Genomic DNA, 19,947 nt, shown 5'->3' with positions numbered 1-19,947 from the left:
TATGGTATGAGATAGATTACCTTGTGAAAAAAACAGAAAATGAGAAATGGTGTGGTTGACCGTGAGGTTATTGAGATTTATATTTTCTATAGGGTTATTATCTGTGATATTTCCTGTAGGGAATTATGAGGTTTTAAATTTGATAATTGTATCAATAGGATTGTTTATTATTCTTTTAAATATTTATATAAATAAAAAAATTCCGAGAGGTTTATTTAATAGCTATACATTGTTAACATTTATTTGGTTGATGTGGGGATTGCTATCATACTTTTGGGTAGTAGATTATTCTGCATGGACAAGGTATAACAACTATATTTATTTAGGATTTTCCTATACGATTCTTACTTCATACGTTTTAAGTGAAAAAGAAAATCTCAGAGGTATATTCAATATTATCATTTTCTCTTTAATAATTCATAATATAATAGGATTCTTTGAAATTATTACTGGGAAATATATTTTCACATCGAATGACAGTATTTCTAGTTTATATTCATTATTAGGGTATCCAACTTCATTCTTTTATAATACGAATGATTTTGCTACGTATTTGTTGTTAGGTATAGTAGTTTTAGTATATTACGAACCAAATGAAAATTTAAGCAAGGTAAAGTTAAAAGCTTTCAACTTTATTAGAATAACTTTAATAGCAACTTCATTATATTTAACATTTGCTTCAAGAATAATAGTACTTACAAGTCTTGGAGTTATTATATTAGCTGCATATTTAAATTTTAATAATAAGAATTTTAAAGCAATACTCATTCCAATTATAATTGTGATGTTTTCATATCTTATTTATCTATTTACTTCAAATATAGACTTATTAGCCAGGTCTTTGAGAGAAGATCCCTCTGGTAACACCCGATTAATATTAATTAAAAACGGAATTGATTTATTAAAAATTACAAACTTTAGAGGTGTTGGATCAGGAAACTTAGAATATTATTTATCTTCTTATCAACAATATGGTGTTGCGACCATCAACGTATTACATAATTGGTGGATTGAAGTATTAGCTACTTATGGAGCTGTTTTTTTCTTTTATTACATTGCTTTTATACTGAGAAAAATTTTAATTGCATACAGAATTGTGTTGAATACAAAAAATCCTTCAGCCAAATTCTGCTTGACTTGGCTGTTAGCTATTATTCCTGGGGCAATGGTTTCTAGTTCAATTTTTGATGAAGTTTGGTTCTGGGTTATCAATGCAATTGTATTCGTTTTGCTTAGTAACTCATTTCAACGTTTAACAAAAAGTAGTGAAAGTAGTGTGGAAGAGCTATGATAAAGATTTGTTTTATTACAAATAATATTTCCTCAATTGGTGGACAGCAGAGAGTCGTTGCTTCAGTAGCAAATAAGTTGAGCGAAAATGAGAAACTTGATGTTTCCATTCTGTTTACTTCTTCTAGAGAAGTTGCATTAACTCATGAATATAAATTGAATGAAAACATAAATTTGTTGTGGGATGAGAGTTTGGTAAGAACCAAATATAAATATTTACCTCAAAAATTATTTATAAAGTTATACCAGTATATCTATAAGATAAAAAACCATGAAAAAGCGATAAGTAAGCTGTTTTCAAAGAAAGAGATCGAGACGTATGAAGTTTTCTTTAACGAAAATAAGTTTGATATCCTCATTGGAGTTGCACCGTTTCCATCAGCAATTATTTCCATGATTAATACCCCAGGAAAAAAAATTGGTTGGTTACAAAGTACATATGAAAGGTATTTTGAAACTAAGCATGACTATATGTGGAATGAAGGAGAAATTTATTCTTATATGTTTTCTAAACTTGATAAACTAATAGTTTTAACTAATAGTGCTCAACGTAAGTATTCTTCATCAATTGGAAAACAGGCAGTCAGAATATATAATCCACTTAGTTTTGAACATGACGAAAGAGGTAAACTGTTAAAAAATAAGATAGTATTTATTGGACGACTCGTATATTCACCAAAAGGATTAAAACACCTGATCGACATTTTAACTAGTCTTAATGAAACTGGAATTGAGTTCGAAGTGGACATTCTTGGTGATGGTAAAGACAAACAGAAATTCATGGAAGAAATATCTCTGCTAAATTTGGATTCTAAAGTAACATTTCACGGGGCTATTAAAGATGTAAAAAAATTTCTCCTAGATAGCTCCATTTGTGTTGTACCATCTATAATTGAAGGTTTTGGCTTAGTTGTTACTGAGGCAATGGAGTGTGGTATTCCCGTGATTTCATTCGACACAGAAGGACCAAAGGAAATAATTAATGATGGGGTAGATGGTTTTATAATTGAGAAGTTTAATATAGAACAATTTGTAGAAAAAATTGTATTTCTTCTTGAAAATAAAGAGGAGAGAGAAAAAATGGGAGAAGCAGCGAAGAATAGGGCAAAGGATTTTTCTGCTGAAAACATATCTGAACAATGGTATGCGTTGTTTCTAAGCTTAATTAACAATTAGAATTCAAACTTAAAGAGTGGAGAAAGTCATGAAAAAGAACATACTAAAGCAATTTACAATAATAGGAACTGGAACTTTTATTTCCATGTTACTTGGACTTTTCAATGCTCCTATAATTACAAGGTTAGTTAGTCCTGAATCATATGGACAATATTCTACTTTCTTAATGTATGGTAACCTTGCTGGGTCAATACTTTATTTGGGTCTTGATCAGTCTTTAATTAGGTACTTTTATGAATCAAAAGAAACAAACTATATAAGAAAACTATTGTATAAATGTATAAAAACACCATTGATATTGATTTCTATTTTATCATTAATTTTAATAGGATTAGAAGTGACAGGGGTAATTACATTTGAACTTGGGACAATGGCATTATTTTTATTAGTAATTTATGTGTTTATAATTACTTTAAACAGATTTTCAAATTTATTAGTTAGATTACAATTTAAAAGTAAAATGTTTGCAAGTTTAAATATAATCCAAAAATTGACTTACTTGATGATTGTACTTTCTTTAGTTTACTTTAAAGTTACCACTGACACACAAGCATTAATAATTGCGACTGTTTTATCCTATTTAATTATTATGCTTGTAAGTGTTATTTCTGAAAGGAAGTTTTGGAAATTTAATGCAATCAAGACATATGAGATAGACATAACTAATAAACAATTATTAAGTTACTCTCTTCCTTTTGTTTTATCAATGGGAATAACATCATTATTTAATGCTAATGATAAATTATTTTTAAATTATTTCTGGGATTATAAAGAACTCGGAATATATACTTCAGCAGTTTCTCTAATTTCCATTTTCAGTATAATTCAGACCACATTTAATACGATTTGGGCCCCAGCATCTATTGAACATTTTAAGAGGGATCATACTGATACAACTTTTTATCAGCAAGGAAATAAAATTATTACAGTACTCATGTTTACTGCGGGATTAACAGTTGTTTTACTAAAAGATGTTTTTGCTATATTACTGGGTTCCCAGTATAGAGAGGCGGCAAATGTACTTCCTCTGTTAATATTTGGACCAATATTGTATACCATCTCTGAAACAACCGTTGTGGGAATTGTTTTTAAAGAAAAAAGTAAATATCAAGTCATTGTAGCTGTTGGAGCATTTCTAGTTGACATAGTAGGGAAATTTATACTGGTTCCATCATTAGGTGGTAAAGGAGCAGCTATTTCAAGTGCAATATCTTATGTAGTCTTTTTTAGTTTACGAACTTATTTTTCTAATAAATTATTTTATATAGACTTTAGTCTACATAAAATTTACACGCTAATATTTATAACAGCTATATTTAGCGTATATAGTATGTTTGTTCCATTTAATATTATTACAGTTTGTGGTTATATCTTCGCATTAATATGTGTTGTAATTATATATAAAAATACATTTAAGTTTATGGTAGATTATATTGTATCGCTAATTAAGAAAAAACAACAAAAAATATAGTAAGGAAGGTGTTCTAGCTGGAGCCGTTAATCAGTGTAATTATACCAACATATAAGAGAGATATATCAATTGTTCAGAGAAGTGTTCAAAGTGCGCTTAATCAAACTTATAAAAAAATTGAAGTTATTTTAGTGGATGATAGTCCGGATGATTTTATCGGACGGAATACAATTATGAATCATTATTCAAATAATGAAGATAAAAGAGTAAAGTATATACAACATAAGGTGAATTTAGGTGCAAATGCTGCCAGGAATACGGGGATGTCCAATGCTGTAGGTGAATATTATGCATTCTTAGATGATGATGATATTTGGTTAAATACAAAATTAGAAACTCAAATTAAGTACTTTGATGACCCACAAGTAGGCTTGGTATATTGTAAAGCCGTTAGATATAATGAAACAGTAGGTGAGTTTTCATCTGATAAATTAGAGAAGTATAACGGCTATGTTTTTGACAAGCTAATGTATTCAAATTTTATAGGAAGTAATTCGTTTGTTATGATATCAAGAATTAGTGTTGAAAAAGTTGGACAATTTGATAACAACTTATTATCCAGTCAAGATTGGGAACTTTTCTTAAGAATTGCTAAAGAGTATAAAGTAGCAATTTCGGAAGAGGTCCTAGTAATTTACATTATTCACGAAGGTGAGAGAATAACCAGTGATCCTAGTAAACAATTACAGGGTTGGGAATATATTATGACCATTCACAAAGACTACTTGAAACATCATCCTAAAATTTTAAATTATTGGCGCTATAGAATGATTCCACTCTATATGAGAAATGGACAATTTTTTAAAAGCTTTACTGTATTCCTTAAAACAATACTAAACTCACCGATTGGAACGATTAAAAATCTGAAAACAACAATATTTAAAGAAAAGAAGAGTATCATAATGAAAAATCCCAAAACCGAATGGCGTATTGCTATGAGAAATACTGAGAAATAGAGGATTAAATGTGAGGACTAAAATCAAAATATGCTTAATATCATCATCTGGTGGTCATTATGAGCAATTAAAAATGTTGAAAAAGCTTGAAGAAAAGTATGATGTTTTTTGGGTAACAGAACAAACAAAATTTAAATCCCAAGCAGATTATTACTTGCTCCAAACCGGATTAAAAGATAAAAAATATCCATTTAAAATGGCGATGAATTTTTTCAAATCATTGAAAATTTGGTACATTGAGAAACCAGATTTAATTATTACAACCGGCACGATGGTTGCTTTACCGTTAGCAATAATTAGCAAAGTTTTTCGGAAAAAAGTTATTTATATAGAAACGTTTGCAAGAATTAATGATGGCACTAAATCAGGAAAATTGATGTATAAAATTGTTGATCTATTTATTATCCAATGGGAAACATTGAAAGATATTTATCCTGAGGCTGTTTTTGGGGGGAGTATATATTGATTTTTATTTGTGTAGGGTCACGAGAATATCAGTTTGATAGATTATTGAAGCAAATTGATTTGCTTGTGGGAAATGGAATTTTCACAGAAAAAGTTTTTGCTCAAATTGGTCAATCTGAATATATACCTAAGAATTATGAATACGAACGTTTTTTATCTGTTGATAAATTTAAAGAATATCAAAAAGAAGCTGAATTTATTATTTCTCATGCTGGTACGGGAGCTTTAATTGGTGCTTTAAAAGAAAACAAACAGGTAATCGCTGTACCAAGGTTGTTTAAGTTTAAAGAACATACTGATGACCATCAAATACAAGTTGCAACCATGTTAGATGAACTAGGGTACTTGCGTATGGTTCTAGAAATTGATGAGTTAGAAAAAGTATATAAATGCATGAAGCGTAAACCAATTGTTAAGAGATATAATAGACCTTCAATGGTTTATAAAACGATCACTGATTTTATTGAAAAGACATTTGAAGATACAATTTAAACATTCAGTAGAATAAGGTAAAGTGTCTCCTTATATTGTAGTAATGCCTTAGTATAAATATTTAAAGCAATTAATGAATTATAGAGATAAAGCAAACATATCAAGAAACTGAGGGATGAAATGAAAGTTTTAGTAATCGCGACAACGTCAATAGGATTCGACGGAATTACAAGTGTAATAATGAATAATTATTTAAACATGGAAAAATCGGATGTGGAATTTTCCTTCATATTTCCCAATACACCCCCGACTCATATAACTGAGATTCTAATGAAAGATAATGTTGAAATGTTTATAGTGCCAGGAAGAAGTAGTAATACATTATCTTATATGCATGCGGTTCATAAGATAATGCGACAAAAACACTACGATATAGTACATGTACATGGAAACAGCAATACGTTAGCAATCGAATTGTTTTTAGGGAAAATTAATAACATACAAGTTAGAATGCCCCATTCTCATAATACATTTACAAAGTTTAAAAACCTAAATAAAATTTTGAACATACCCTTCAATCTTCTTTACACGCACGGCTTAGCTTGTGGGAATGAAGCTGGTAAATGGCTATATAAAGAAAAGAATTTTGTTGTAATAGAGAATGGCATACTTACGGAGAATTATAAGTTTTCCGCAAATGACAGAAAACAATTACGATTAGAGTTAGGTTTTACAAAAAGGGATAAAATATTAGGCCATGTTGGGCATTTCACTTATCAGAAAAATCAGGAATACTTGATAGATCTCTTTATTAAATCATCAAATTTTAAAAATAAATACAAATTAATTCTTGTTGGAGATGGACCATTAAGAGAAAGTTTAGAGAATAAAGTGAAGCAGTTTAATTTAGAAGATATAATTAAATTTGTAGGGAAAAGAACAGATGTTAATAGATACTATTCCTTATTTGACGCATTGGTTATGCCTTCTCGTTTTGAAGGACTTCCGTTAGCTCTTGTAGAGGCTCAATCCGCTGACCTAAAGTGTTTCGTTTCAGAAAACATAACTAAAGAAGTCAATATAACAGGTTCTGTTGAATTTTTCAAAATAGAAAACGACCAGACTGATTTAATTGAAAAAATTAATAAGTACTTTACAAAAGAAATTATACGTGAGGACTTCAAAGGGAATAAAATTATGGAGAAATCGAATTTTAATATTATCCAATCGGCCAACAAGCTTAAAAACATTTATAGTAATAGCATAAAAAATTCATGAAAATAATTGTTTAAATTTGAAGGATGGTAATAACAATGAAAGACTCACGGTTATTAAAAGACCTTAAAAACTATTCAAATGGCTCTTTTTTTAAAATGATTTATACTGTATTATTAAATCCCAATTTTCATGCGGTGATGAACTATAGAGTGGCAAACTATCTAAAAAAATGGACTGTTTTTTTACCAATAGTAAAATTGATTATGTATTTAAATAGAGTGCTATTTTCAGTTGATATAGATTATAGGGCCAACTTAGCTGGAGGTTTTGTATTAATACATGGTATGGGTGTCGTTATAGGTAAAGATGTTATTACAGAGAGTAACGTTAAAGTTTACCAAAGCGTAACTTTAGGCGGTAATGGTAAAAAAAGAGAATATAATAGTTTAATACTAACTCAACCATTAATTAGGAAAAATGTGATAATTTATAGTAATTCCACTATAGTAGGACCGTGTATTATAGGAGAAAATTCTATTGTCGGAGCTAACTCTTTAATACTTAAAGATGTAAAAAACAACACCACAGTTTATACTAAATCTGTCCTGAGTGAAATTACTAAATAGGTAGTTGATATTACTCGATTTTTACCAAATATAAATATGGAAATAGTTTAGATGATTTACTCGCAATTTCATTCGTGGAAAACTTTATAAATTAATCAGAAATTTTGATTATTAAGGAGCTCATAATGATTAAAAAAATTTTTAAGAAAATCCAAATGCACGGAAGTAGTTTGTTGAAATCTTTTTCATTCGAAATTGGGTCCCGATGTCAATTTGAGAAAGTTAAATTTCTAGCTGAAAAAAACACTATAAAAATAGGCGAAAAAGTCATAATTTTTAGAAAAACCGAACTTTGTGCAACAGAAAAATTTCCAGTTAAAATTGGAAGTAATGTCTTTATTAATCAACAATGTTTAATTAGACCTGGTACAACGATTGGGGACAATGTAGCAATTGGCCCTAAATGTAACCTGATAACTGATGGCCATGAAATAGGTAGTCCCTTAAGAAGAGCTGGAAATGCTACGTATAGTCCTATAGAAATTGGAAATGGCTGTTGGATTGGCGCTGGAGTAACGATACTAGGAGGAGTAAAAATTGGGAATGGTACTGTTGTTGGCGCAGGTTCTTTAGTTAATTCGAACCTTGAACCTAATACTTTATATGCTGGAGTACCGGCAAAAAGAATACGTGATTTGGTTGTTGAGAGTTAACATGAGAAAAGATGTCATAGTTAATTTTTAAAAAGTATCTCGTGCGAAAAAATATTGGTGACAAGTAAAGGTGTCTAAAAATGAAAGCTATCTTAATTATTAAAATTATATTATCACTCCCTAAAACTATTTATTTTAACTTCAAAGTGTTTCCACTCAAACATGCAATTAAATTGCCATTTCTAATCTCCTACGATGTTCAATTAAAAAAACTTTATAAAAATTCTATTGAAATAAATTGTTCTAAAATTTCGACTTTCATGATTAAATTAAATTTTACGACTGGTTCATCTGGAGTGAACATAGGATATAAAAGTAAAGGTTATTTTGATGTAGATGAACACGGTAAAATTATATTTCATGGAAAAGCAAATTTTAGTCAAGGAATATCTTTAAGAGTTAGTGGAGGTAGATTAGAGTTTGGTGATAAATTCCAATGTAATAAAAACTGTTTTATTTCATGTTCAAATAGAATCACAGTCGGTAATGATGTTCTATTTGGTTGGGAAGTAAACATTAGAGACTCAGATGGTCATCAAATAATCGACTTAACTTCAAATACAATACAAACATCTTCAAAACCAGTAACTATAGGAGATAGGGTTTGGGTAGGAGCTAATGTTGATATTTTAAAAGGTGTAATTATTGGTTCTGAAAATATAATTGGCTATAGGAGTGTAGTAACTAAAAAATTTGAAGAACAAAATGTTATTATATCAGGTTATCCAGCCAAGATTATTAAAAAAGATGTGCAGTGGAATGGTTAAAAAAAAGAGTAATGATAATTTACTAATTTTAAACCGTTTAGAGAAGAAATATTATTATCGGGAGTTGTAATTAGACTATAAATAAAGGAGTAAATTAATGGCAGACAATATATTAAAAGTTGGAAAAGAAAATGTAATTAACAAAGTCAGAAAGTATTTAACATTAATCTCCCCAGAATTAAATACTAAGGTGAGTTATTTTATCATTAAAAAGAAAAAAATCAATTTACAAGAACCAGAAACACTAGACGAAAAAATATCATGGCTAAAATTAAATAATTATAACGAAAATCAATTGGTAATTGATTGTGCTAATAAAGTTTCTGTAAGGAATTATGTAGAAAGTTTAGATTTAACATATATTTTACCGAAATTATATGGCATTTATAGTTCCGTAAACGAGATTGATTTTAATAAATTACCAAACCAATTTGCTTTAAAATGGAATACTGGTTCTGGCGGAAATCTTATTTGCTTAGATAAAGAAAAAGATTTAGGGAGAAATATCAGTAGGTTTAAAAAGTGGGGCGATAATTGGAAAAGAAATAAACCATATCTAATTAGGGCTGAAATGCAATATAAGTACGCAGATCTTAAAATCATTTGTGAAGAGTATTTGGGAAATGAACACACACCCTTACCTGATGATTACAAATTCTATTGTTTTAATGGTGAAGCAAAATTAGTAATGATTTGTGTTGATAGAGAAAAAAATAAACCTAGATTTTATTTTTTTAATAGAAACTGGGAATTACAAAGAATAAATAAAGATGGAATTTCAGCACCTGAAAATTTCAAATTAGAAAAACCAGCTATAATAGAAGAAATGTTTTTATGTGCGGACAAACTATCAAGTCCATTTCCATTTGTTAGAACAGACTTATATAATATTGATAATAGAATTGTTTTTGGAGAACTTACATTTACTCCGTCTGGAGGAATAGATTCCAACCTTCCTTATGAGGCAGATTTATTGTTGGGTAGCATGTTGAAATTGTAAGAATGGAGAATATTTATGAAAACTATGGGGTTTCCTATTTCAAAGAAAAAAAATGAGCAGAGAATAGCACTTTTTCCACAACACATTCATAACGTTAAGCACCCTGAATATCTTTATTTTGAAAAAAATTATGGCATTAATTTAGGTTTCAGCGATCAAGATTATATTGATGCAGGAGCAAACATTGTCCCTCGTGAAGAAGTGTTAACGATGGATATAATTTGTGATCCTAAAATAGGAGATGCTGATTATTTAAATGAATTAAATAACCAGATTATTTTTGGCTGGGTTCACGCAGTTCAAAATAGAGATATTACTGACAGTCTCATTAAAAGAAAATTGACAGCCTTCGCTTGGGAAGATATGAATTACAACGGTAGACATATATTTTACAGAAATAATGAGCTTGCGGGAGAAGCTGCACTGATTCACGCGTTACCATATTACGGTGAGATGTTATATAATTCAAGAGTTGCTATAATTGGTAATGGTAACGTTGCAAAAGGAGCTTATAAAATTCTTGCCATGTTGGGCGCAGAAATTACATCTTTTAATAGAAGAACGGAAAGTTTATTGAGAGAAGAAATTTCAAAGTTTGATATAGTGGTTAATGCAATTTTATGGGATGTTAATAGGAAAGATCATATTATTTATAAAGATGATCTTTCTAAAATGAAGCGAGGCTCCTTAATCATTGATATAAGTTGTGATAGGAATGGCGCGATTGAAACTAGTATTCCTACTACAATATCTGAGCCCACCTATACAGTTGATGGTATATTACATTACGTTGTAGATCATACACCTTCAATTTTCTTTAAGACTTCATCAGAGAGTATTTCTGCGGCAATTCAAGTTTATATTAATGAATTAATCAACGGCGTTTATTCCAAATCATTAGTAGATTCATTAATTATTGATAGAGGAATAATAATGGATGAAAGAATTAATATGTATCAAAATAGATAAAGTGGTGTTTACGGGTTGATGGATAAGAATTCGTATAAATACTGATGATTTTCAATGGTGTTTTAAAGAGTATACTAGGAGGTTTTTTATGAAAATTACAGTTGCAGGGACAGGCTACGTTGGATTGTCCAACGCAGTTTTATTAGCCCAGAACAATGAAGTTGTCGCATTAGACATTATTCAAGAGAAAGTGGAGTTAATTAACAATAAAATTTCTCCAATTCAAGACACTGAGATAGAAGAATATCTAAAAAACAAAGATTTGAATTTAACAGCTACTACAAATGTTGAAAATGCATACATTGGAGCTGATTTTGTCATAATATCAACTCCTACCAATTATGACCCTAACGAGAACTATTTCGATACAAGTAGTGTTGAAGCAGTGATTGAAGATGTATTACGTATTAATCCAACCGCAACGATGATTGTGAAATCGACAGTCCCAGTGGGCTATACTGCTGAGATGCGTGAGAAGTATAACACTGAGAATATTATCTTTTCACCAGAATTCTTACGTGAGGGGCGGGCGCTTTATGATAACTTGCATCCTTCGAGAATTGTGGTTGGGGAGAAATCTGAGCGTGCGAAGACTTTTGCTAATCTGTTAGCTGAGGGTGCCATTGATCAAGAGATTCCGATGCTATTCACTGACTCAACTGAGGCAGAAGCGATTAAATTATTCGCCAATACGTACCTTGCTTTACGCGTTGCTTACTTTAATGAGTTGGATTCTTATGCTGAGGTGCGTGGTTTAGCAAGTAAGGATATTATCGAAGGGGTGGGGCTTGATCCTAGGATTGGCTCACACTATAATAATCCTTCCTTTGGTTATGGGGGCTATTGTTTACCGAAAGATACGAAGCAGTTACTAGCTAATTACCAAGATGTGCCGCAGAATATTATGTCGGCGGTAGTGGATGCGAACAGAACCCGTAAGGATCATATCTCGGATATGATTTTAAGCAAAAAACCGAGTGTTGTAGGGATTCACCGTCTTACGATGAAAGAAGGGTCTGATAACTTCAGACAGTCAGCAATTCAGGGCATTATGAAACGAATTAAAGCTAAGGGTGTTGAAGTCGTTGTTTTTGAACCAGCTTTAGCTGCCGATGAGTTCTTTAGTTCTCGTGTGATTAAAGACTTTGATGAATTCAAACAGATTTCTGATGTGATTGTTGCGAATCGTTTATCAAACGATTTAAAAGATGTTGAAGAAAAAGTTTATACTCGGGATGTATTTAACCGGGACTAGATGATTTTCATTTATATTTTGCATATTCAGTAAATAGGAGGGTTTGCTTTGCGTAAGATAAAGAAAGCGGTGATTCCGGCGGCGGGCTATGGGACGGGCTTCTTGCCGGCGACCAAAGCCACGGCCAAAGAAATGTTGCCGATCGTGGATAAGCCAATTATTCAATTTATTGTCGAAGAAGCGTTAGCATCGGGCATCGAGGAAATCTTGATTATTACCGGGCGACACAAGCGTCCGATTGAGGATCACTTCGATTCAAACGTTGAGTTAGAACAGAACTTGGCAGAAAAGGGCAAATGGGAGTTGTTGGAGCTGGTTAAATCAACGACCAAAGCCGATTTATTCTTCGTACGTCAAGCCTATCCCAAGGGTTTGGGCGATGCGATTTCTCAGGCCAAATCCTTTATTGGTGATGAAGCATTTGTGGTGATGTTGGGAGATAACATTCTCGAGAGTGATGTGCCGGTTACGAAACAGTTGCTTGATTTGTATGAGGTCAATGGGGCTGCGAACATTGCGGTGATTGATATGCTTCAGGCCGAGACAGACCAGTATGGCATCATTGAAATTGACCAGGCGGTCGATGGCTTTGACGGTGACGTCTTTAGTCTCTTGGGGCTGGTTGAGAAACCGAGTCCGGCCGAGGCACCGAGTCAGTTAGGGATTGCGGGCCGTTATGTCTTAACACCGCAAATTTTCGATATCTTAGAAAATCTTGCACCGGGTAAAGACGGTGAAGTTCAGTTAACCGATGCGATTGCGACTTTGAATCAGACGCAAAGAGTCTTTGCGAAACGGATTGAAGGCAAACTCTATGATGTGGGCAACCGGATGGGCTATGTCGATTTAAGTTTACAGTATGGTTTAAAGCATCCGGAGATTGGTGCGGGCTTAAGAGAGTACTTAATTCAAATGAGTCAGGCGCTGCGAGCGCAAGATAACTAATGTTCATTAAAGTAGTCAAGGTGTTTACGCACTTTGGCTACTTTTTCTCTATTTGTCTGGCGATAAATATGGTAATATATGAGTATTTCGCGTAATCAGTCCATGCGATATCCATTTGAGACCATCCTGATTCACACATTAGACTACCCTAAAAAAACATGAATTCGCAGTTGAGTTGAGACCAATGAGTATTGCGGATAAATAGAGCCACTTGAGCGGAGATTAGAGCCACCTGATGCATGAAACAGAGCTACCCAGTGCGGAAGGTGAGCCAGTAAATACAGAGATGCCCCTAGCCATTGAGATAAGCTAGGGGTATTTGCTTGATCATAAATCATTTTAACAACTAATTTTTTAAATATTGATTGCTGTTGATTTGTCTTTATAATCTATTTCTTTTTTTATAGTTAGCTCCTAATCCCATGACGTTCACGCATCGATACGTCGCCATCTATCAAAATTTTATAGGAATCATGGACAATCCGGTCTAAAATCGCGTCTGCTAATTGAAGGTTTTCAATTTTCGTATGCCATCCTTCCGGTGCGAATTGAGAACAAAAGATGGTGGATGCATTCTTTAACCGAGCCTCAATTATTTCAAACACATGTAAAGAGTCTTCTGCGGATAATGAAGACAATAACCATTCATCCAAAATCAGGACCTTAAACTTCCGATACTTTGTCACGAGTTTTCGATAGCTACCATCTGCTTCATATTTGGCCGCTTTAAGTTCATCGATTAATTCGGGTAGTCGAATATATTTAACACTATGAAACTGACGACAAGCTTGTACACCTAACGCATTAGATAACCAAGTCTTACCGTTGCCAGAGGCTCCCATCAAGATGATATTATGATGATCGAGAACATACTGTCCCGTTGAAAGGCGAGTTAGTAATTCTTTATCTAAGTGACGGTCTGGGTGATATTCAATATCCTCCATACAGGCTGAAGGTTCTTTGAAGTCAGCTTTTTTAATGAGTGCTGCTAATTTGTTAGACTGGCGACGCGCGTATTCATAATCAACCAGTAATTTAAATCGTTCTTCAAACGATAGGTTTTGATAGTCTTTAGACTGACTTTGTTCTTCATAACAGGCGGCCATACCACTTAAACGTAATTGCTTCAGTTTTTCTAAGGTTGCTTCGTTTCTCATTTATTTCCCTCCAAAGTATGTGGCACCACGGACAAACCCGTGGCTATCATCAACCAAATGGTTGGTTGTAGTTGCTTTTTTATCAAGACGTTTCTTTTGTCTCGTGAGTATTGATTTAAAAGTCGATAGTGTGGGTTGTTCGGTGATTGTCAGAAGAATTTCACAACTCGTTTCAATTAAGGATAGTGGGTGCTTCTTTGTCAGATTTTGAAAGTTTAATAAGACTTTCAGCGCTTGTTTTTCAACATTATTACTGAGGATTTTTTCAACAAAAGATAACGTAAAAGGACCAATGTCTTCTGCCCACTCCCTCGCACTGTCCGGAGTATGTTCCATGTATAAACGGTGGTGATCGGGCATATGATCGACCAATGTGCTATATTGTCCAATCAAAGCTAACTGCCTTTTATGAGATGCAATTCGGCTTTGTTTAAAGTAAACTTCAATTAAGTTCTCTGTCAATCGGACTTCAACCGAACATTGAACATATTCATACGGGACGGAGTAATAGTTTCGGTCAACTTGAATGTGGTAGTTTAATTGTACTTTAGCTATTCTCCAGTCCGTTATTTGAAAGGCAGGATAACGAAGTGGTTGTAAATAAGGTTCTTCCTCTTCTTCAAATACACTGCGTCTTGAACCTTTCTTCTTTTGAAAAGGTGCGTTGTTTACTTCCGTGAGTTTCTCCCAGATGAGCTCGTTTAATTCATCTAAATAAAAACACTGGATGTTTCTTAGGGCAGCGATGATTTGACGCGATACTAAGCCAACTGATCCTTCTACACTAGCTTTGTCTTTAGGTTTGACCACACGAGTAGGCACAATGACTGTCCGATAATAATCGGCCAATTCACGGTAAGCTTCATTTAAAATCGGTTCTACTCCATTAGGTTTAATGACACCAGTTTTTAAATTATCAGGTACTAACGTTTCTGTAACCCCTTCAAAGTATTCAAACGCGTGAACATGCGCTCGAATCCAGTTGCTAGATTTCATATCTAAAAACCCCTCAACATAACTAAGTTTGCTGTGACTTAAGGTAGCTACAAAAATATACACATCAATTTTTTCTCCAGATTCCCGATCGATTAAATGTAATTTACTCCCAGCCCAATCGACCTCCATAATCTCACCAGGCTTTCGCTTAACGGGCATTGTAAGCTTGTGTTTAGCGGCATAGGTGCCGTAATGTTCACAATATGTTCGATAAGCATAAGGAATCTTATGAGCTGTTCTAGCACGTTGCTCGTATTCAGTATGAAGCAATTTAAGCGTCATGTTCTTTTTCAATAATTCTTTATGAATATACTCCCAATCTTCATTGAAATACCCTTTAACCGTAGGTGTCTTCTCAGGAAAAAGCATCGCTTCCAATGAATAGTCAGTCATTTCTTTCTTTAATTCTGTCCATCCAAGCACCTCAGCACGATCTATAATAGACTTAATTGTATTACGAGAACTTCCAACCATTGTGCTGATGGTTCGCTGAGAAGAACCGTTAAAATAAAGTTCTAAAACCTTACGATATTGAATCAACCAAAAAACCTCCTATATAATTATTCATACCATTTGGTATGTTCAATAATTATACAAGAGGTTGTAATAAATAAGTTGATTTATCTGGCTCACCTTCCGCACTGGGTGGCTGTATTTCATGCATTGAGTGGCTCTAATCTCCGCCGAAGTGGCTCTATTTGAATGCAATAACCAACCAACGAATACTGGAATCAGACCACCTTGATTATTGCATCCCTAGCTGTCCACTAGTGCGCGCGAGACGTCCACTGAATGCGGACAATAAGTCCACCGAGTGCGGAGAGAAGTCCAAATAGATGACAACCTTCTATATACTTAGTTTGTATACCTTCGGGTATATAGATTAACTATATATGAAGCAGAGAACTTAGGCTATCATAGTCAAATAATTAAATCAGGGCGTGAGATCAATGATGGCATGGGTGAATTTATAGCCGATAAAATTATTAAAGGCTTAATCAAAACAGGCAAAAAAGTCATTGAGGCGAAAGTGGTGGTATTGGGTTTAACCTTTAAAGAAAATACTCCAGATACGCGTAACTCTAAAGTAGGCGATATACTCAAACGATTAGCGGAGTATGACATCAAACCTGAAATTGTCGATCCATGGGCGTCTGAAACAGATGCATTAAAAGAATATGGCGTGACGTTGTCTAAGTATGAAGACATTCAAGATGCAGACTGTGTGGTCTTAGCCGTAGGTCATGAAGCGTTTAAAGTATTGTCAATCGAGGAGATTGAAGCATTATATAACCCCAAATTAACAAACGAAGAGCGCGTGTTGATTGATATTAAGAGTATCTTAGATCATGAACACTTTACTTCAAAAGGCTATGCTTATTGGAGACTCTGATTAACAAACTAATCTAGAAAAAATATCGTGATTCGAACTATTAAGGGATATAAGGGTTGAACTATACGATTACACTAGGCAAATCTAGTCCAGTTATGCAATTTGAAGAGACTTCTGTCGATACTTACCAATGCGGGAATTTTCGTGAAGACTTATACCGTTTAAGCGCTAGAGAAGAACCAAAAAGTTGAATAGGGGCTGGGCAATAAGTCCCTCGTTCTCTGATTCTTTTTTGGATTCATAGTAGTAGGTACTTTTAGCGATTCCAAGAACTTCGCACATTGCTGATACCGAGTATTTGTGAGCGTTATTACGGATTACATCTACTTTCGTCCCATGATCAGCGCGGCTTGCTTTAAAATATCATTCTCCATCATTAGACGTTGATTTTCTTTGCGAAGCTTGATTAATTCCTCTTCTTCAGGGGTACGATTATCCTTTTCTTTGAAAGAGCCAGAAGCTTGGCTTTGTTTCACCCATTTATCAAATGCAGACGCTGTAAGATCATATTCACGTATAATGTCTGCACGTGGTTTTCCGCTTTCATAAAGTCGTACTACTTAGCTTTTAAATTCTGGCGTAAACGTTCTGCGTACTCTTTTTTCAGTCATGGTAGATTCTCTCCGTTTCAGGTTCTTTTATTTCATTCTACTAGACCTTAATTTTACTGTCTAACTTAGTGTAGCCTATTCATTAGCCATATGCTAAGAGACGAAAGTTAACTAAAAAATGACGAACGAGTCAATGTGATTTTTCACGTTGGCTTATTTTGTATGTTCTTATATAGAAAAAAATGATATAATAGAGCTGTCGTCTAAAATTAAAAATAAATGAAATGATTAATAGGGTTTGTTAAGATTTAATTTTTTTGTTGTTAAGATAATGAATGAGGTTATTTGATTAGCCTAAGGTACCAAAGCCTATCTCCAATTATATAAGTTAGAACTATGTGTACGAATCACCCAATCGATAAATCTATCTATTAGGTGATTCTATTATAAAAGTTGTGGAATTCTTATAAAAACAAACTCTGATGAATTATCACAGATTTTTAAGATTCGAAGGATGAAATGTCTATTATTAAAACAAGGCTTGTCTTTTTGAATTGACGTGAGATGTTTTGTAGTAACAATAACCAGAATGACCAGATTATTAAGATGTGAGGTTATTTTTGAGAGGACTAATAATAGATTAAATAACAGTGGATTCTTCTAAACGATTTTATGACTATACGTAAAGAAAATATAAGTGAAAAAAAATATTGAGTGCACAGTCAAGATACATGTGCATGAATAGTATTGAATGGAACAAATATAAATTGTGATATGAGACACTGCAATTCTTTAATTAAAATAGCGTTGTTGATTGAATGAGTATAACGTCGTGAGTATCTTAAAAGAATGAAAACGCAATATGTTGTGGGTCAAAAATATTTGACTACCATATATTGCGTGAATTACATTCTTTTACCATAACCGCGTCGACGTGAGTATCTTAGAAGAATGAAAACGCAATATGTTGTGGGTCAAAAATATTTGACTACCATATGTTGCATAAAACACATCCTTTCAGCATAATCGGGCGCGACGTGAGTATGGTGAAAGGATAAACAAGTTGTAAGTCAGTAATATAAGGGGTTTCAACAGAAAACCAAAAATGTACATTTTAAAAGATCAACTTAAATACATAAATTATGCAATTAAGGTTCTCAACTCAAGAGAACTTGTACTTAATATAAGAAATTCCATTACATGAAGTGAGGTATGAAAGATGAATTATTTAGTAGTAGTAGCACATCCAGATGATGAAGTTTTAGGTGCAGGAGCCACTATGTATAAATTGGCACAGGAAGGACATACAGTGAATGTATGTATCATGTCTGGAGAAGTTAATGCAAGAAATCATAGACCAGAAACAGAAGAACTTCATGAGGATGTTAATAACTCATTAAGCTTATTAGGCGTTAAAAGAGTCATTAAAGGCGAATTCCCAAATATCGAATTCAATACAGTACCTCATCTCAAACTGGTTCAATTTATAGAAAAAGCAATTGAGGAGACTGGATCTCAAGTAGTTTTCACACATCATCCAGCAGATTTAAATAATGATCACTTACATACGTCTCTTGCATGTCAAGCTGCAGTGAGACTTTTTCAACGAAGACCAGAAGTTAGTCCATTAAAAGAACTGCTCTTTATGGAAGTACCTTCTGCTACTGAGTGGGCATTAAATAAATCTATGAATCAGTTCAATCCGAATACCTTTGTCGAAGTAGGCGAAGAAGCTGTAGATAAGAAGATAGAAGCTCTTTCTATGTATAGAGGAGTGATGAGACCATATCCACACCCAAGAAGTAATGAAGCTTTAAAAGGCCTTGCAGCATACAGAGGTGGGCAGGCTGGTATGGTTTATGCTGAAAGCTTTGAAAGTGTATTTAGAAGAGGGTTTTAATTTCTAGCAAACTCAGCATTAATTGGAGAGGAATCGAAATTATGAAGAAGAAAATTGCATTTACAACTTGTGTCCAGTTGGGCTTAAGTTGCATTGAAGAAATATATAGAATTGGTGGCAAACTAGATCTTCTTATCACATTGAAAGATGAAAAGGCTAAGAATAAATCTGGAAGAATCTACCTTGATGAAATAGCAGAAAGAGAGAATACGCCATTACTTAAAATCAATAACATCAACAATCCAGAAGTTATTGAAGCTTTAAAAGAAAATGAGATTGATTGGCTTTTCATTATCGGTTGGTCACAGATTGCAAAGAAAGAAGTTTTAACAACGCCGACTAATGGTTGCATAGGAATGCATCCAACACTTCTTCCGGTAGGTAGAGGTAGGGCAGCTATTCCATGGGCTATCATCAAAGGACTAGATAAGACTGGCGTTACCATGTTCAAACTTGATGAAGGCGTAGATACGGGTGATATTATCGGTCAAGGTGTTATTGATATTAATGAGACTACTACAGCAACTGATTTATATAAAAAGGTTGATGAGATGCATGTAGAGCTTATCTCAAAATACTGGGATGACATTGTTAATGACAGAGTCGTATTGACAATGCAAGACGAGTCTAAAGCTACTGAGTGGACAGGTAGAAAACCAGAAGATGGAGAGCTACTAAGTTCAATGACAATGGATGAAGCAGATAAACTGGTTAGAGCAGTTACACA

General features: G+C 33.3%; 19 protein-coding genes and 1 pseudogene. 17 read left to right on the top strand and 3 right to left on the bottom strand.

The window, feature by feature from the left end; translation table 11 throughout:
- Positions 1-139 precede the first annotated feature (139 nt).
- From ACTQ5J_RS04220 to galU, 14 genes are all read left to right on the top strand, one after another.
- Positions 140-1,291 carry an O-antigen ligase family protein gene (locus ACTQ5J_RS04220; RefSeq protein ID WP_441750832.1) on the top strand — a complete coding sequence of 384 codons (1,152 nt, stop codon included), beginning with the start codon at positions 140-142 and terminating at the stop codon, positions 1,289-1,291.
- Positions 1,288-2,466, top strand: a complete 1,179-nt coding sequence (locus ACTQ5J_RS04215; protein WP_441750830.1) for a glycosyltransferase — start codon at positions 1,288-1,290, stop codon at positions 2,464-2,466. Before ACTQ5J_RS04220 ends, ACTQ5J_RS04215 begins: the two co-directional genes overlap by 4 nt.
- Before the next feature lie 28 nt (positions 2,467-2,494).
- Positions 2,495-3,937 carry a lipopolysaccharide biosynthesis protein gene (locus ACTQ5J_RS04210; RefSeq protein WP_441750828.1) on the top strand — a complete coding sequence of 481 codons (1,443 nt, stop codon included), beginning with the start codon at positions 2,495-2,497 and terminating at the stop codon, positions 3,935-3,937.
- 17 nt (positions 3,938-3,954) lie between these two features.
- Positions 3,955-4,893 carry a glycosyltransferase family 2 protein gene (locus tag ACTQ5J_RS04205; RefSeq protein ID WP_441751314.1) on the top strand — a complete coding sequence of 313 codons (939 nt, stop codon included), beginning with the start codon at positions 3,955-3,957 and terminating at the stop codon, positions 4,891-4,893.
- A gap of 10 nt (positions 4,894-4,903) precedes the next feature.
- Entirely contained in the window at positions 4,904-5,359 is a 456-nt protein-coding gene (pssD, locus tag ACTQ5J_RS04200) for a PssD/Cps14F family polysaccharide biosynthesis glycosyltransferase (protein WP_441750826.1), read from the top strand.
- The gene (pssE, locus tag ACTQ5J_RS04195; RefSeq protein ID WP_441750824.1) at positions 5,356-5,850 is read left to right on the top strand and encodes a PssE/Cps14G family polysaccharide biosynthesis glycosyltransferase; all 495 of its coding nucleotides are present in this window, start codon (positions 5,356-5,358) and stop codon (positions 5,848-5,850) included. Before pssD ends, pssE begins: the two co-directional genes overlap by 4 nt.
- Positions 5,851-5,970: 120 nt before the next feature.
- The gene (locus ACTQ5J_RS04190) at positions 5,971-7,068 is read left to right on the top strand and encodes a glycosyltransferase (protein WP_441750822.1); all 1,098 of its coding nucleotides are present in this window, start codon (positions 5,971-5,973) and stop codon (positions 7,066-7,068) included.
- Between the two features lie 35 nt (positions 7,069-7,103).
- On the top strand, positions 7,104-7,634 hold the full coding sequence (locus ACTQ5J_RS04185) for a serine O-acetyltransferase (RefSeq protein WP_441750820.1): 531 nt from the start codon (positions 7,104-7,106) through the stop codon (positions 7,632-7,634).
- 125 nt (positions 7,635-7,759) lie between these two features.
- Positions 7,760-8,287, top strand: a complete 528-nt coding sequence (locus tag ACTQ5J_RS04180; RefSeq protein ID WP_441750818.1) for an acyltransferase — start codon at positions 7,760-7,762, stop codon at positions 8,285-8,287.
- Positions 8,288-8,367: 80 nt separating this feature from the next.
- Positions 8,368-9,054: an acyltransferase gene (locus ACTQ5J_RS04175; RefSeq protein WP_441750816.1), complete on the top strand. Its 687-nt coding sequence runs from the start codon at positions 8,368-8,370 to the stop codon at positions 9,052-9,054.
- Positions 9,055-9,151: 97 nt separating this feature from the next.
- Positions 9,152-10,054 carry an ATP-grasp fold amidoligase family protein gene (locus tag ACTQ5J_RS04170; RefSeq protein WP_441750814.1) on the top strand — a complete coding sequence of 301 codons (903 nt, stop codon included), beginning with the start codon at positions 9,152-9,154 and terminating at the stop codon, positions 10,052-10,054.
- A gap of 15 nt (positions 10,055-10,069) precedes the next feature.
- Positions 10,070-11,023 carry a N(5)-(carboxyethyl)ornithine synthase gene (locus ACTQ5J_RS04165; RefSeq protein ID WP_441750812.1) on the top strand — a complete coding sequence of 318 codons (954 nt, stop codon included), beginning with the start codon at positions 10,070-10,072 and terminating at the stop codon, positions 11,021-11,023.
- Positions 11,024-11,111: 88 nt separating this feature from the next.
- Positions 11,112-12,278: a nucleotide sugar dehydrogenase gene (locus ACTQ5J_RS04160; protein WP_441750810.1), complete on the top strand. Its 1,167-nt coding sequence runs from the start codon at positions 11,112-11,114 to the stop codon at positions 12,276-12,278.
- Between the two features lie 48 nt (positions 12,279-12,326).
- Entirely contained in the window at positions 12,327-13,223 is an 897-nt protein-coding gene (galU, locus tag ACTQ5J_RS04155) for a UTP--glucose-1-phosphate uridylyltransferase GalU (protein WP_441750808.1), read from the top strand.
- A 407-nt stretch (positions 13,224-13,630) separates the two neighbouring features.
- Here galU and istB read toward each other — a convergent pair whose 3' ends face one another.
- Together istB and istA are read right to left on the bottom strand one after the other, a co-directional pair.
- Positions 13,631-14,380, bottom strand: a complete 750-nt coding sequence (gene istB, locus ACTQ5J_RS04150; protein WP_153861282.1) for an IS21-like element helper ATPase IstB — start codon at positions 14,378-14,380, stop codon at positions 13,631-13,633.
- On the bottom strand, positions 14,381-15,916 hold the full coding sequence (gene istA / locus ACTQ5J_RS04145; RefSeq protein WP_441750806.1) for an IS21 family transposase: 1,536 nt from the start codon (positions 15,914-15,916) through the stop codon (positions 14,381-14,383).
- A gap of 418 nt (positions 15,917-16,334) precedes the next feature.
- Between istA and ACTQ5J_RS04140 the strand changes: the two genes are divergently transcribed.
- Positions 16,335-16,769 (top strand): UDP binding domain-containing protein, encoded by a 435-nt coding sequence (locus tag ACTQ5J_RS04140; RefSeq protein ID WP_441750804.1) that lies wholly within the window; start codon positions 16,335-16,337, stop codon positions 16,767-16,769.
- Between the two features lie 198 nt (positions 16,770-16,967).
- Here the strand turns inward: ACTQ5J_RS04140 and ACTQ5J_RS04135 are convergent.
- Positions 16,968-17,380, bottom strand: a pseudogene (locus ACTQ5J_RS04135) (transposase); the annotation flags it as partial.
- A 1,159-nt stretch (positions 17,381-18,539) separates the two neighbouring features.
- On the opposite strand from ACTQ5J_RS04135, the gene ACTQ5J_RS04130 reads away from it, so the two are divergent.
- Together ACTQ5J_RS04130 and ACTQ5J_RS04125 are read left to right on the top strand one after the other, a co-directional pair.
- A complete protein-coding gene (locus tag ACTQ5J_RS04130; protein ID WP_441750802.1) occupies positions 18,540-19,220 on the top strand; it encodes a PIG-L deacetylase family protein in 681 nt (226 codons plus the stop codon).
- A 41-nt stretch (positions 19,221-19,261) separates the two neighbouring features.
- A partial coding sequence (locus ACTQ5J_RS04125) for a formyltransferase family protein (RefSeq protein ID WP_441750800.1) occupies positions 19,262-19,947 on the top strand: 686 nt, incomplete at its 3' end.

Origin of the sequence: Fundicoccus sp. Sow4_F4 (assembly GCF_052116145.1) — a bacterium.
Classification (GTDB): Bacteria; Bacillota; Bacilli; order Lactobacillales; family Aerococcaceae; genus Fundicoccus.
Note: the sequence above shows the minus strand (reverse complement) of the source record. Positions and strands in the feature narration are given on the sequence as shown.